The 14,404-nt window shown below is 28.5% G+C and carries 17 protein-coding genes; 16 read left to right on the forward strand and 1 reads right to left on the reverse strand.

Annotated elements, in window-relative coordinates:
- The first annotated feature begins 23 nt into the window (after nucleotides 1-23).
- Complete coding sequence (gene hpf, locus ACRC03_RS10845) at nucleotides 24-542, forward strand: ribosome hibernation-promoting factor, HPF/YfiA family (RefSeq protein WP_438652583.1); 519 nt, start codon at nucleotides 24-26, stop codon at nucleotides 540-542.
- A 59-nt stretch (nucleotides 543-601) separates the two neighbouring features.
- Here the strand turns inward: hpf and ACRC03_RS10850 are convergent, their stop codons facing one another.
- A complete protein-coding gene (locus ACRC03_RS10850) occupies nucleotides 602-1,453 on the reverse strand; it encodes a hypothetical protein (protein WP_438652584.1) in 852 nt (283 codons plus the stop codon).
- Between the two features lie 337 nt (nucleotides 1,454-1,790).
- Here ACRC03_RS10850 and ACRC03_RS10855 point away from each other — a divergent pair, with 337 nt between their 5' ends.
- The 15 genes from ACRC03_RS10855 to ACRC03_RS10925 all read left to right on the forward strand — a co-directional run bounded on the left by ACRC03_RS10855 (nucleotide 1,791) and on the right by ACRC03_RS10925 (nucleotide 14,287).
- Nucleotides 1,791-2,027 (forward strand): YabP/YqfC family sporulation protein, encoded by a 237-nt coding sequence (locus ACRC03_RS10855; RefSeq protein ID WP_438652585.1) that lies wholly within the window; start codon nucleotides 1,791-1,793, stop codon nucleotides 2,025-2,027.
- Nucleotides 2,028-2,039: 12 nt separating this feature from the next.
- Entirely contained in the window at nucleotides 2,040-3,320 is a 1,281-nt protein-coding gene (gene yqfD / locus ACRC03_RS10860; RefSeq protein WP_438652586.1) for a sporulation protein YqfD, read from the forward strand.
- A gap of 120 nt (nucleotides 3,321-3,440) precedes the next feature.
- Nucleotides 3,441-3,899, forward strand: coding sequence for an rRNA maturation RNase YbeY (gene ybeY, locus ACRC03_RS10865; protein ID WP_438652587.1), 459 nt, complete (start codon nucleotides 3,441-3,443; stop codon nucleotides 3,897-3,899).
- 4 nt (nucleotides 3,900-3,903) lie between these two features.
- Complete coding sequence (locus ACRC03_RS10870; protein ID WP_438652588.1) at nucleotides 3,904-4,272, forward strand: diacylglycerol kinase; 369 nt, start codon at nucleotides 3,904-3,906, stop codon at nucleotides 4,270-4,272.
- A gap of 23 nt (nucleotides 4,273-4,295) precedes the next feature.
- Complete coding sequence (locus tag ACRC03_RS10875) at nucleotides 4,296-5,012, forward strand: diacylglycerol kinase (protein WP_438652589.1); 717 nt, start codon at nucleotides 4,296-4,298, stop codon at nucleotides 5,010-5,012.
- Nucleotides 5,013-5,208: 196 nt separating this feature from the next.
- Nucleotides 5,209-5,619 carry a cytidine deaminase gene (locus ACRC03_RS10880; RefSeq protein ID WP_438652590.1) on the forward strand — a complete coding sequence of 137 codons (411 nt, stop codon included), beginning with the start codon at nucleotides 5,209-5,211 and terminating at the stop codon, nucleotides 5,617-5,619.
- A 50-nt stretch (nucleotides 5,620-5,669) separates the two neighbouring features.
- On the forward strand, nucleotides 5,670-6,560 hold the full coding sequence (era, locus tag ACRC03_RS10885) for a GTPase Era (RefSeq protein ID WP_438652591.1): 891 nt from the start codon (nucleotides 5,670-5,672) through the stop codon (nucleotides 6,558-6,560).
- Between the two features lie 11 nt (nucleotides 6,561-6,571).
- Complete coding sequence (mgtE, locus tag ACRC03_RS10890; protein WP_438652592.1) at nucleotides 6,572-7,951, forward strand: magnesium transporter; 1,380 nt, start codon at nucleotides 6,572-6,574, stop codon at nucleotides 7,949-7,951.
- A 72-nt stretch (nucleotides 7,952-8,023) separates the two neighbouring features.
- The gene (locus ACRC03_RS10895) at nucleotides 8,024-8,179 is read left to right on the forward strand and encodes a YqzL family protein (RefSeq protein WP_438652593.1); all 156 of its coding nucleotides are present in this window, start codon (nucleotides 8,024-8,026) and stop codon (nucleotides 8,177-8,179) included.
- Nucleotides 8,145-8,918 (forward strand): DNA repair protein RecO, encoded by a 774-nt coding sequence (gene recO, locus ACRC03_RS10900; RefSeq protein WP_438652594.1) that lies wholly within the window; start codon nucleotides 8,145-8,147, stop codon nucleotides 8,916-8,918. The genes ACRC03_RS10895 and recO overlap by 35 nt, the downstream gene beginning before the upstream one ends.
- 1 nt (nucleotide 8,919) lies before the next feature.
- Entirely contained in the window at nucleotides 8,920-9,480 is a 561-nt protein-coding gene (locus ACRC03_RS10905; protein WP_438652595.1) for a DUF4342 domain-containing protein, read from the forward strand.
- Between the two features lie 156 nt (nucleotides 9,481-9,636).
- Nucleotides 9,637-10,515 carry a glycine--tRNA ligase subunit alpha gene (gene glyQ / locus ACRC03_RS10910; RefSeq protein WP_438652596.1) on the forward strand — a complete coding sequence of 293 codons (879 nt, stop codon included), beginning with the start codon at nucleotides 9,637-9,639 and terminating at the stop codon, nucleotides 10,513-10,515.
- Nucleotides 10,515-12,581, forward strand: coding sequence for a glycine--tRNA ligase subunit beta (gene glyS / locus ACRC03_RS10915; protein WP_438652597.1), 2,067 nt, complete (start codon nucleotides 10,515-10,517; stop codon nucleotides 12,579-12,581). Before glyQ ends, glyS begins: the two co-directional genes overlap by 1 nt.
- 216 nt (nucleotides 12,582-12,797) lie before the next feature.
- Nucleotides 12,798-13,436, forward strand: coding sequence for a helix-turn-helix transcriptional regulator (locus ACRC03_RS10920; RefSeq protein WP_438652598.1), 639 nt, complete (start codon nucleotides 12,798-12,800; stop codon nucleotides 13,434-13,436).
- Between the two features lie 11 nt (nucleotides 13,437-13,447).
- The gene (locus tag ACRC03_RS10925) at nucleotides 13,448-14,287 is read left to right on the forward strand and encodes a pyruvate, water dikinase regulatory protein (protein ID WP_438652599.1); all 840 of its coding nucleotides are present in this window, start codon (nucleotides 13,448-13,450) and stop codon (nucleotides 14,285-14,287) included.
- The last annotated feature ends 117 nt before the right edge of the window (nucleotides 14,288-14,404 follow it).

Raw genomic sequence — 14,404 nt, forward strand, 5'->3', positions numbered from 1 at the left:
TAGGCTTGGAGGGAGATGTTACCATGAGAATCAATATATGTAGTAAAAAGATAAAACTAACTGAGAATCTTGCTGAGTATATTGAAAATAACTTTAGTAAGTTAGAAAAGTACATTAATTCGCAATCTGAAATTAAAGTTGTTGTAACTGACAGCAAAGAGAGAAAAAAATTAGAGGTTACTATTATGCAGACAAATGGACCGATAGTAAGAGCAGAAGAAATAGAAGAAGATATATATATAGCTGTAGATAAGGTATATCAAAAGCTATATAAGCAATTAGAAAGATATAGTATTAGAAAAAAAGAAAAAATCCAAGTTAATGAATTAATAGAAGAAATAGAAGAAGAAACTATAGAAAATAAGATGTCTATTGAAAGAGTGAAAAGGTTTAATTTAAAACCAATGAGTATGGAAGAAGCTATACTTCAAATGGAATTAATAGGACATAGCTTTTATATGTTTAGGAATCAAGAAACCTTTGAAATTAATGTAGCTTATAAAAGGAAGAATGGTGGATATGGTATAATTGAGCAAGAATAAATTCAAATGCAAGAGGGTATCTAAAATTATAAATTTAGATACCCTCTTGCATTTAAACCCTAAAATAAGGCTATTTCTTGTACTGTGTTAAAATTTGTATCTACAGTTACATAAAGGCTCTTACTACTATTAAAATCCTTATAATTATATTTTAATTTATATGATTCAAGTTTATTCATGTAGTAAGAAGTATTAAGATAACTATTATCAAATAAAAGATTATAAAATGCATCTTTGAACTTTTCTTTTAAGTAAATATCAGTAAAATTTTTAGCTTCTTCTTTTGACAAAGAAGTACTAATAGTGTCTATAGAATTGCTAGTTGATTTGTATATATAAAAAACTAGACCATTCTTATTCAAAATTCTAATTTTAAAATAATTATCTAAGGACTTAAAAAAATATTGATAGAATTTATTTTCTGGACTATTAGGGAAAAATACTTCACAAAATTCATCGGAAATTTTATTAGCAGTAAGTGAGTAATTAAAAAAATAATTTATACTTTCAAGTGAGATATTCCTCAGCAAGTCATCAGTAATATTATCAAAAGCATCAATATTATATGAGGATGGAACTATATTAAAAAAATGTGAAAATCTTTTATCAAAAGCGGTTAAAGAGAGATGCCTAGATGCAGAAGGGGTAAAACAGTTAATTAAGGAGATAAAATTAAAATAGCTAGTTATTAGATTTTGAAAAATATTAAAATAAGTAATATTTATATAAATTCTCTTTAGATATTCTAGTTCGGTTATAATATTTAAATTAAGTTCTAGTAGAGTGGTTAGATTATTATGATTTTTATTTAAATTAAGGTGGCTTACATTTTCAAGTGACAATTCATAATCGTATATAGATTTGTATAAATGGCAAATAATTTTTAAATTTTTAAGGTTTTTATCTTTCATAGAATTTAGTAAACTAGTGTACTCATAATCAATTGATTCTATTAAAGAATTAAGTAAAAAATCTATACAGATACATTTCTGAATTATATTTGTAAAATTATTTTTCATATAACCATCCTTTCTGATTAATTTGGTGTATTAAAAAAATATACTTAAAACGATATATTTCTAAAAGGTCGTGAAATTTTATATTATTATATATTTTATTCTAAAGAAGTAATAAGTTTACACATATATATAAACAAAAGAATAGTATAAAAAATAGGGCATAAGTTAAACACTGAAAAAAGTAATTTAAGAAAATAATGAACATAAAATATACTAAGGGGGTGCAGGTATGTTGGAAGTATCAACTGATTTACAAGTAAATCAACCTACAGTAACTGTTGTTGGAAATAATTTTGTAAGTATAGAAAATTATTTATCTATAGTAATTTATGAATCAAACTTAATAAAAATAAAGACTAAACTAAAATCAATTAAAATTTTGGGAGATAAGCTTTCACTAAAATACATTACTGATGGAGAAATAGGTATAAAAGGAATTATATACGGTGTTGAGTATACTGATTAGGGGGAGATACAATTGATAAGTTATATAAGAGGATATTATGTAGTAACAGTAGAAGGTATAGGAATAGAGCGATTTTTAAATCATTTAATTAGGAATGGAATAAAGGTGTATAATGTAAATAGGATAAGCAGTACAAAGATAGAGCTTTCTATAGAAAGGTATGAAATGAAAGATTTCAAAAGGGTATATAGAGGAAGCAACTTTGATATAAAGATAAAACAAAAGACAGGTATTCCATTTTTACTAAAAAGAATATATAAGCATAAAGGCATGTGGATTTGTGCTGTTGTATCACTATCTCTTTTAATGCTTACATCTCAATTTGTAACAGATATATATATACAAGTACCTGAAGGAATAAAGAAAGACGAAATTAGGAAGGAATTGTATCAAGCTGGGCTTAAACCAGGTGTATATAAGAAAAGTATAGATAGAAAAGAAATTAGGGATTACATAATGCTAAAATTTGATCAAGTTGCATACTTATCAATAAATGTAAAAGGTACAAATATATTTGTAACGGTAACTAAAAAAGCAGAATCATTAAAATCTACAGAGCAATCAAATTATTGTAATATAATTGCCAAGAAAAATGGTATAATAGAAAAAGTAATACCAAGAAGTGGGAATAACATTGTTAATTGTGGAGATATAGTACAAAAAGGAGATGTACTATTAAATGGAGCAAATACAAAGTCAGTGCCAGAAGTATGGGCAAGTACTTTTTATGAAGTTAATAAAAGTGCAAACTATGAAGATACAGTAAAAGAGAAAACTGGGCAAGATAAAAAGGTGTACACTATAAAAATCTATGATAAAAAGTATACTATAAGGAGAAATATAGAGTTTAAGAATTATAGTATAAATAATAAAGAATATAAGCTTTCGTTAGGTGACTATACATTTCCAGCAAGGGTTAATGTAAGTACTTTTAATGAGACTAAGAATATAAAAGTTAAAAAAAATAAAGAAAAGCTAAAAGAAGAATTGTCTCGTAAAGCTTTGAAAGAATTAGAGTACATAATACCTGCTTCTGCAAGGATAGTTGATGCAAAACATAGCTATAAAGTAAATAAAAATATATTGGAATATTCAATAACTGTACAAACATCTGAAAACATAGCAGATGTGGATATACTTACTAAATCAGAAGCGGAACAAATAGTTAGAGAGCAAAATACACCTAAGGAAGGTGAAGTATTACCTTCAAATCCAGAGAAAAGACCTATAAATGATATAAGAAATGAATTTGAAAATAAAGATAATGACAACTCAAATGACAATGCACAATAAATAAGGAGGATAAACAGATTAAAAGTACAATAAAAATGGAAGAATATAAAAAAGAACAAATAGATAAAAAATAAAAAAATAAACAGCTTAAATTTAACGAAGGAAGAAGTAGGTGTAATTATGGAACTTATAATAGATGATAGACAAGATAAATTAAAAGTAAGCGAAGAGTTAGTAGAAAAGATAAAAGATATAATAGTAGAGTGCTTAGACTATGAAGGATATAATGATGATTATGAAGTGAGCTTATCTTTTGTAGACAATAAGGAAATACATGCTTTAAATAGGGACTATAGAGGTGTAGATAGACCTACAGATGTCTTATCATTTCCTATGCTAAGTGATGAATTTGATATAGAGTTAGAAGAAGAATCTTTGGGAGATATAGTTATATCTTTAGAAAAGGCATTTGAACAAAGTAAAGAATATAACCATAGCTTTGAAAGAGAAGTATGCTTTTTAGTTTGCCATAGCACATTCCATCTTTTGGGATATGACCATGATAATGAAGAAAACACAAAGCAAATGAGAGAAAAGGAAGAATATATTTTAAATAAGCTAAACATAACAAGGGATTAGTTTAATGAATATAAATAAAAAACGACAGAAAATATTTAAAGCATTTAAAGTGGCCGTAGAAGGAATAGTATATACCTTTAAATTTAGAAGCATTATGAGAATACATTATTTAGTAGCTATAATAATGATAATCGGTAGTTTTGTATTTGATTTATCAAAGATAGAAAATTTATTGTTAATATTTGCTTTAAGTCTAGTAGTTGTAGCAGAAATGGTTAATACAGCTGTAGAAAAGACTATAGATATGACAACAGATGAGAACAATGAATTTGCAAAAACAGCAAAAGATGTAGCTTCAGGAGGAGTAATAATTGCAACATTAAATGCTTTAATAGCAACATGTGTAATTTTTTACGATAAATTAATTAAGTAAAGTAGTACAAGGGAGTAAGTTTTATGAAACCAACAAAAACTCGTAAGGGTATAACAAAAGCTTTCAATGCAGCTATAGAAGGAATACTATATACTTTTAAATTTGAAAGAAATATGAAAATACATTATTTAGTAGCAGCTGTGGTTTTCATAGCTAGTTTATTTTTTGACTTATCTAAAATAGAAATGTTATTGTTAATATTTGCTATAAGCTTAGTTGTAATATCTGAAATGTTTAATACAGCGATAGAAAAAACTATAGATATGATAACTGATGAATATAATGTACTTGCTAAAATAGCAAAGGATGTGGCAGCTGGAGGAGTACTAATTGCAACTTTAAATTCAGTTGTAGTTGGATATATTTTATTTTATGATAAGTTGACTGAAATATCAGAGTCGTTATTATATACTATTAGAGAATCACAAATGCATGTAACTTTAATTTGTATAGTATTGGTTCTTATAGCAGTTGTAGTGGTCAAAACCTTAACATCTACGGGAACACCTTTAAAAGGTGGGATGCCGAGTGGTCATGCTGCATTAGCTTTTGCAATGGCTACAGCCATAACTTTTATGATGGAGCAAATAGTTACATCAACTTTAGCATACTTAATGGCAGTGTTAGTAGCTCAAAGTAGGATAGAAGGCAAAATACATACCTTTTGGGAAACTGTAGCAGGAGCGCTGCTAGGAACTCTTATAGCTATATTAGTGTTTCAAATCAGTATGTTCTACTAGTAAAAAATGCTTGACTATGTCTAAATTTATAGTACTAACATAAAAAGGGAGTCGTAAGGCTTCTTTTTTATGTTATAATGTAATATACTAAATAAAAGTGACAATAATTATGTAAAGTAAGAATATTTATTAACAAAAGTTTATAATATAAGCTTATAGATATTAACAAAAATAAAATAAGAAAAGGAGATATACAATGAATAATAAAGAATTGTTAAAACTAGCAGAAAAAGCAAGAGAAAATGCGTATGTTCCTTATTCTAAATTTAAAGTTGGTGCAGCACTATTAACAAAAGATAAAAAAGTTTATACAGGATGTAATATAGAATGTGCATCTTTAGGAGGTACTAATTGTGCTGAGAGAACAGCTATATTTAAAGCTTTATCAGAAGGTTCACAAGATATAGAAGCTATAGCTATAGCAAGTAGTAATTCAGAAAAAAATGAACCAACATATCCTTGTGGTATATGTAGACAGGTAATAATAGAATTCGGACCAGAAATTAGAATAATAACAGGATATTCAGAAGGTGAAATATATGAGTGTAAAATAAAAGATTTAATACCTCATTATTTCTCAGGTAGCGATTTTATAGACAATAAATAATTTAAAAAGACAATAAATAATTCAAAAGAAGATGATAGGAGAACAACCATATGTTTAAATCAGGATTTGTTAGTATAGTAGGTAGACCTAACGTAGGTAAATCTACTCTTATGAATAATGTAGTTGGAGAAAAAATAGCGATAATGAGTGATAAACCTCAGACTACTAGAAATACAATACAAGCAGTATATACAGATGAAAAGAGCCAAGTTGTATTTTTAGATACACCAGGTATACACAAGCCTAAGAATAAATTAGGGGAGTTCATGGTCAAATCAGCTACAGATGCATTTAGGAACGTAGATTTAGTGTTATTTGTAGTAGATGATTCTAAGAAAATAGGACCTGGAGACAGAAAAATAATAGAAGATTTAAGAAATATAAAAACACCAGTGGTATTAGTTTTAAATAAAATGGACCAAATAGAAGAAAAAGATTTATTTGATATGATGAAAATGTATCATGCTGAAGGATTATTTAAAGAAATAGTGCCAATATCAGCATTAAAAGGAAGAAATGTAAAAGAATTATTAAAAGTAATACAAAAGTATTTAGAAGAAGGACCGAAGTACTTCCCAGATTACATGATAACAGATCAACCAGAAAGAGTACTTGTATCAGAATTAATAAGAGAAAAAGTTCTTCACTATGTGCATGATGAAATACCTCATGGTGTAGCTGTAGAAATTGAAAAGATGAAGTCTAGAAACGACAAAGAAATAGTAGACATATCTGCAGTAATATATTGCGAAAGAGATTCGCATAAGGGTATAATAATAGGTAAAAATGGTAGAAAGCTAAAAGGTATAGGAAAATCAGCTAGAGAAGATATGGAGTTGCTTTTAGGATCTCAAATAAATCTTCAGTTATGGGTGAAAGTAAAAGAAAACTGGAGGAATTTACAAAATTATGTAAGTAATTTTGGATATACTGAAAAATAAAGGTGGGTTATATGGATAGGAAACAAGATGCTTCCCAGGACTTGTTAAGTGAAGTTAAAATACTAATTGAAAATAATAGAATACTAGAATTAAGAGAATTGCTTGAAGAGTATCACATAATAGATATATTTGATATTATGGAACATTTAGATGAGAAAATGAAAATAGAATTGTTTGAAGTACTTCCTTTAGACATGGCAGCATCTATACTAGAAGAAAGTGATGTAGAATTTTTTAGTGCTATATTATCGAAAATAGATATTGAACATAGAAAAAATATATTAGAACTAATGTCGCTAGATGATATGGCTGATATATTAAGCAAGTTGGAAGAAGAAGAAAGAGAAGAGGTAATGGAACTTTTAAGTCAAGAAGACGCAGATGACGTAAAAGAACTATTAATCTATGAAGAAGAATCCACTGGTGGTATAATGACTACTGGTTATATTGAAGTAAATAAAGATATGACAGCGGAAGAAGCAGTTAAGCATATGAGAGAAAATGCAGAAGATGCAGAAACTATTTATTATGTATACGTAGTGGACAATGAAGAAAGATTAGTAGGAGTGTTGTCTTTAAGGGAATTAATAATTGCCAGAGACTCTGTTATAGTAGAAGACTTGATGAGTGAAAATATTATATCTGTATATGTAGATGAAGATAGAGAAGAAGCTGTAAGATTAGTTTCTAAATATAACTTAATAGCTATACCAGTTGTAGATAGAGAACAAAAACTAAAAGGTATAATAACAGTAGACGATATAATCGATGTAATGGAAGAAGAAGCTACTGAAGATATGTATAAGTTTGCAGGAACATCTGAACAAGAAAGAGATGCTGTTGAAAAAGTAAATCCAAAGCCGAGAGAGCAAATAGTATCTTCAGTAAGAGGAAGAATCCCATGGCTTATAATTACCTTAATAGGAGGATTATTATCCACGCTAATGCTTTCAAAATTAGATTTTATAATGAATCCTACTTATGCATCTCTAGTATTTTTTATACCAGTAGTAATGGGTATGGGAGGTAATATAGGAACTCAATCCTCGGCTTTAACTGTTATGGCTTTATCTAATAAAGATTTAGAGTTTAGTAATGTAATAAGAGAAGGGATTGTAGGGCTTATTACAGGACTAATATGCAGTGTAATAATAGCTATTATTACTTTTATATTTATGAAAGATATAAATATAGTTTTAATTGTATCATTATCTTTGTTTATAAATATGATAGTTGGAGCTATGATAGGTGCATTTATGCCTGTATTACTAAAAAAATTAGATGTAGATCCGTCTATAATTTCAGCGCCAGTTATAGCTACAGCCCTTGATGTGACTGGTATAGCAATATATCTTGTAATAACAATGGGATTATTGTCAAAAATTGTTTAATAACTTAATGTATTATTTACCCTCTTCTTACTAAAAATATAAACATAACCGTAAGAAGGGGGTTTTTTAAAAATGAACAATTTATGTTGGGAAGTTTTTAAAAAGACGGGTAGTGTAGAAGCCTATCTATATTTGCGTGATTGTAAAAGCTTACATGAAGAAAATGATGAGTTGAGGGAGATCGAAAAAGATTATGATAATATTGAACACCCAGGGGATAGTACTTAAAGCAGTAAGATACAAAGAAAATGATGTAATATTAACTTTGTTTACTAGAAAATTAGGGAAGGTAGCTGCATTAGCAAAAGGAGCAAAGCGAAATAAAAGTGCATTGCTTTCCTCTTCGCAGCTTTTTTCTTATTCAAACTATACATTGAAAAAACAAGGCAGCATGTACAACGTAAGTCAAAGTGATATTATAAAAAGCTTTTATGATTTAGCTTATGATATAGAGGCATTTTCATATGCTACTTATGTTACAAAGTTAGTTGAAAATACTACCCTTGAAAACCAAACAAATAATAGATTATTTATACTACTTGCCCAGACATTATATTTATATACTCAACAGGATGTAGATAAAAAATTTATAACTCGTGCATTTGAATTGAAATTTTTAGATTATATGGGACTTAAGCCTGTAGTAAATAGATGCTCAAGTTGTAATAGTAAAGATTTAAACAATCTTACATTTAATGTACATGAAGGGGGAGTACTTTGTAGCCAATGTAGTCAAAATGCAGAAGAAAATTTAAAAGTAGATGTAACGACTATAAAACTTATGGAATATATATTAAGTAATGACATATTGCAGTGTAGCAAAGCTAAAGTATCTAAATATATAACCTATGAGTTAGAAAAAATATTGAAAAAATATTTAAGTGTTTATATTGACAATGTAAATTTTAAATCATTACACTTATTACAAAGTCTAGAAAATATTAAGGGAGTTGATAAGGGTGAGTAACATGGAAATGATTCAAAAAATTGATGAAATAAGAAAAAGAATTCCAAATGTAACGTATGCAGAGGCTAAACAAGCGCTTTTAGATAGTGAAGAAGATATTTTAGCGGCTATTATTTTATTAGAATCTAAGGAAGTATTAGGAAATAAAACAAAACAAGCTAAAAAAGTAGTAGAAGATGTTTTATCTAAAGATGGAGAAGAAATAAAAGAGTTTATAAAAAAATGTAATGTAGTAAGAGTAATAGTTGAAAAAAATGACAGAACTATAATGAATATACCTGTAACTGTAGGAGTTGTAGGTTTAGCATTAGGACCATTAGTTACATTAACTGGATTAGCGATAGCAGTTCTAGGAAAATGTCAAATAAAAATACAAAATGAAGAAGATGGAAGGGTACTTGATTTAGGCGAATTTAGTGAAGAAAAAATTAACATAATAAAACAAGCACTAAATAATACTGCAAAAGAAGCAAAAGAAAGAGTTAATCATTACAAAAAAGATGATAAAGATATAACTGATGAACTTATTAAAGAAGAGGACATCATAGACGACCAGAAATAGTCCTTTATATTGACAAAAATTGTTGTATTTGATATCCTAAAAGTTAGAAAAGAACTATTAAAGGGCCTTTCGTGTAGACGAAAGGCTTTGTTGTATTAGAAAATATTATACTTTTAATATTAAATGATAATCTAAGATATTATAGGAGGTATGCTTATGAATTTTCAAGATATGATACTTACATTGCAAAATTATTGGGCTAAGCAAGGGTGTATCATGATGCAACCTTATGATGTAGAAAAAGGTGCAGGAACAATGAATCCGAATACACTTTTAAGATCATTAGGACCAGAACCTTGGAAGGTTTGTTATGTAGAACCATCTAGGAGACCAGCAGATGGAAGATATGGAGAAAACCCAAATAGACTATATCAACATCATCAATTCCAAGTTATATTAAAACCATCACCAGATAATATACAAGAATTATACTTAGGAAGTTTAAAAGCAATAGGAATAAACCCTAATGAGCATGACATAAGATTTGTTGAAGATAATTGGGAGTCAACTGCAGTTGGAGCTTGGGGACTTGGATGGGAAGTATGGCTAGATGGTATGGAAGTAACTCAATTTACATATTTCCAACAAGTTGGAGGAATTGAGTGTGAGCTTGAAACAGGTGAAATTACATATGGATTAGAAAGACTAGCTATGTATATTCAAGAGGTTGAGAGTGTTTATGATTTAATGTGGAATGATGAATTAACATATGGTGATATATTTAGACAAGCTGAATACGAAAACTCTGTATATGCTTTTGATGAGTGTGATGCAGAGATGTTATTTAATTTATTCGATATATATGAAAAAGAAGCTATAAAACTTATAGAAAAAGGTCTTGTAGTTCCATCTTACGATTATGTATTAAAATGTTCACATACATTTAATACATTAGATGCTAGAGGAGCTATAGGTGTTAGTCAAAGAGCATCTTTTATAGGTAGAGTTAGAAATATGGCTAGAAGTGTATCGTTAGCTTATGTAAAACAAAGAGAAGAAATGGGATACCCTCTTTTAAAGGCAGGTGACAAATAATGAACAATTACCTTTTATTAGAAGTTGGTGTGGAAGAGCTACCATCAAGATTTGTTAGTAGCACTTTAGACCAAATAAAAAATAATTTAACTAAACTATTTAATGAAAATAGAATAGCTTTTGAAAATATAGATACTTATGGAACTCCAAGGAGATTAACATTTGTTGTTAAAGGAATAAATGAGAGACAAAGTGATTTAGAAGAAGAAGTTAAAGGACCATCTAAAAAAATAGCTTTAGATGAAAATGGTAACTTTACAAAACCTGCACTAGGATTTATGAAAAGTAAAGGTCTAAAAGAAGAAGATGTTGTGTTTAAAGTTGTTGGAAAAGATGAGTACATATTTGGAACTATAAGACAAGAAGGAAAAGAAACTAGTGAAGTTTTAAAACAATTACTTCCAGATGCAATAAAAATGGTTGTATTCCCTAAATCTATGCGTTGGGGCGGAAAAAACATGAGATTCGCTAGACCAATAAGATGGTTAGTAACATTATTAAATGATAATGTACTAGAAGTAGATTTAGAAGGAGTAGTATCTTCTAATATAACAAAGGGACATCGATTCTTAGGAAAAAGTGAAATAGAAGTTTCTTCATTAGAAGACTATTTTGCTAAATTAGAAGAAAACTATGTAATATTAGATCAAAACAAGAGAAAAGACCTTATTAAAAAGCAATGTAGAGAAGTTGCTAATTCATTAGGAGGAGAAGTTGAATTTGACGAGGATTTACTTGAAGAAGTAACTCACTTAGTTGAATATCCAACAGCTTTCTATGGAGAGTTTGATGAAAACTATGTAAAACTTCCTAAAGAAGTTATAACAACACCTATGAAGGAGCATCAAAGATACTTCCCAGTATTAAAAGATGGACAACTTTTACCAAACTTTATAGCAGTTAGAAATGGTAATGACTACAAGATAGAGAATGTAAAAAAAGGTAATGAAAAAGTTCTAGTTGCAAGACTTGAAGATGCTAGATTCTTCTACAATGAAGATACTAAGAGAAGTTTAGAAACGAATATAGAGAAATTAAAGAGTGTAGTGTTCCAAGCTAAGTTAGGTACAATATATGATAAAACATTAAGAATAGAAGCTTTAGGATTAAATATACTTGATGCATTAAAATTGGCCAATGAAAAAGAAGATGCTAAAAGAGCAGCTAAGCTTTGTAAAGCAGACTTAGTTACAGGTATGGTATTTGAGTTTACAGAACTTCAAGGTATCATGGGTAAAGAATACGCAAAAGTTGGTGGAGAAAATGAAGTTGTAAGTGAAGCTATATTCGAACACTACTTACCTAGATTTGCAGGAGATATACTTCCACAAACAAATGTAGGTATAGCTTTATCTATAGCAGACAAATTAGATTCTATAGCTGGATTCTTCGCAATAGGAATACAACCAACTGGATCACAAGATCCGTATGCCCTAAGACGTCAAGCATTAGGTATAATAAATATACTAATGGATAAAAAACTAGATGTAGATATAAAAACTTTAATAGAAGCTGCACTAAACAATTACAGTCATATTGAGTTTAATAGAGAAGATGTTATAAAACATATAATGGAATTCTTTAAAGAAAGAATTAAAAACTTATTTAGAGATTTAGAGATAAGATATGACGTAATCGAAGCTGTATTAAGTTCAGAAATAGATGATGTATCTGATATGCATGCAAGAGCGTTAGAACTTAATAATTGGTTACAAAAAGATGAGTTAGTAGAAATGTTAACTGCATTCAATAGAGTATCTACATTAGCGCAAAAAGCAACTACTACATGTATTAGTGAAGAATTATTAAAAGAAGAAGCAGAAATTAATTTATACAAAAAATTTAAAATAGCAAAAGAAGAAGTAGAAGAATTATTAAAAGACAAGAAATATAGTGAAGCATTAGATAAATTTGCTTCATTAAGACCTGCTATAGATGCTATGTTTGATAGTGTTATGGTAATGGATAAAGATGAAGCTATAAAAGAAAATAGATTAGGTTTACTTAAGCAGATCTATGACACAATGTTAAGCATATGTGACTTATCAAAAATAGTATACAAATAAAAATTAGGGGGAAGGATTGAACTGATCCTTCCTTTTAATTTTCAAAAATATTATATTACCCCCATTAATATAATAAATAGTGTGCAACAAATAATAAAAAATAAATAAAAAAGTTATATTTTATGGAAATAATCATATTTACAGAGTAGCACAAAAGGATATATAATATACTATATAGACTTGAAGAAATAAATAGTGTATCATAAATGAAGGAAGGTGACTATTATACAACTTAATCAAAGGCAATTAAAAATAATTGATATAGTAAAGGACAATGAGCCTATAACAAGTGAAAATATAGCAGCTAATTTAAATGTAACTAGAGCTACACTTAGATCAGACCTAGCTATACTAACTATGACAGGAATTTTAGATGCAAGACCTAAAGTTGGATATTTTTACTCTGGTATAAAACAAATTAACTTAGTAGGCGATAGATTAAAAGATAAAACAGTTAAAGACATAATGAGTATGCCTATAGTAGTTAAAAAAGATACAAGTATATACGATGTTATAGTGACTATGTTTTTATCTGATGTAGGAAGCATATTTATTATAGATGACGAAGAAAACTTATGTGGTATTGTTTCTAGAAAAGATTTATTAAAGGCAACTATAGGTGGAAGTGATATAAATAAAATGCCTATAGGTATGATAATGACTAGGACACCTAATGTTGTAACATCTTTAAAAGATGAAAGCATTGTATTAGCTGCAAGAAAAATAATAGAGCATGAAGTTGACTGTATACCAGTAGTAGAGCATAACGAAGAAAAACAAAACAATATAAAAGTTATTGGAAGAATTTCTAAAACTAACATAACAAAGTTATTTTTAGAGCTAGCTGACAATTAAAGGAGGAATGTATGGAGAATTTAATTATATATGTTATATCAGACTCAGTAGGGGAAACAGCTCAACATGTTACAAGGGCAGCTTTATCACAATTTAGTTTGCAAGATGACTGTGATATTAGAAGATTTCCTTATGTAATAGATGAGAAATTCTTAATTGAAATACTAGAGAGTGGTAAAAATGAAAATGCCATAATAGTTTTCACTCTTGTAGATGAAAAATTATCTATTAAAGCTAAGAAATACTGTGAAGATGAAAATTTAAGTCACATAGACTTAATGACTCCTTTACTAAAAGAGATTTTTAATAAGACAAATATAAAACCAAAAAGAGAACCTGGTATAATAAGAAAATTAGACGAAAGCTACTTCAAAAGAGTAGAAGCCATAGAATTTGCAGTAAAATATGACGATGGAAAAGACCCGAGAGGCATATTAAAATCGGACATAATATTACTTGGAATATCTAGAACATCTAAAACGCCTCTTAGTATGTATTTAGCTAATAAAAATATTAAAGTAGCAAATGTTCCGTTAGTTCCAGAAATACCAATACCAAAGGAAGTATTTGAAATAAATCCAAAGAAAATAATTGGACTTACTAATACTCCAGAAAAGCTTAATGTAATAAGACAAGAAAGACTAAAAGCATTAGGACTATCAAGTAGTGCAAGTTATGCAAAATTAGATAGAATACTTCAAGAATTAGATTACTCAGAAAAGGTAATGAAAAAGGTTGGATGTCCTGTAATAGATGTTTCCAATAAAGCAATTGAAGAAACTGCTGGAATAATATTAGATATAATGAAAGAAAATGGATTAAAAATATATAAAGGTGCGACTTGTTGTTAGACAAAGGTAAGCGTGGGTTTACTACAAAACTAGCCTAATAACTTTTAGTTATTAGAACTAATATTACGATAGGTAGAATGATGGGGTAACGCCTTGAGATGCCTGCCCAAAGGTACG

This window comes from Romboutsia sp. (assembly GCF_051659545.1).
Classification (GTDB): domain Bacteria; phylum Bacillota; class Clostridia; order Peptostreptococcales; family Peptostreptococcaceae; genus JBOFOR01.